The organism is Marinimicrobium sp. UBA4209, from assembly GCF_002381585.1.
In the GTDB taxonomy this organism is placed as follows: Bacteria; Pseudomonadota; Gammaproteobacteria; order Pseudomonadales; family Cellvibrionaceae; genus Marinimicrobium; species Marinimicrobium koreense.
Genome location: NZ_DFTP01000047.1, coordinates 1454 through 1746, shown reverse-complemented (window position 1 = coordinate 1746; position 293 = coordinate 1454). Strand labels below are relative to the sequence as shown.

General features: G+C 62.5%; 1 protein-coding gene. It reads left to right on the top strand.

Going from position 1 to position 293, the window contains the following annotated elements; all coding sequences use genetic code 11:
* On the top strand, positions 1-293 hold a 293-nt coding region (locus B3187_RS06550), incomplete at both ends, for a class I tRNA ligase family protein (RefSeq protein ID WP_286805254.1).

The window sequence follows — 293 nt, the reverse complement described above, 5'->3', positions numbered from 1 at the left end:
GCCACCCAGATGGTGGTGGAGCGGCAACTGGCTGCCGAAGGTCAGGACCGGCACGATCTGGGCCGGGAAAAATTCCTGGAGAAAGTCTGGGAGTGGAAGGCCGAGTCTGGCGGCAACATCACCCGCCAGCTGCGCCGTCTGGGCTCCTCTCTGGATTGGAGCCGCGAGCGCTTCACCATGGATGAGGGCCTGTCCAAAGCCGTTCAGGAAGCGTTTGTGCGCCTGTACGAAGATGGCCTGATTTACCGCGGCAAGCGCCTGGTGAACTGGGACCCGAAACTGCACACCGCCAT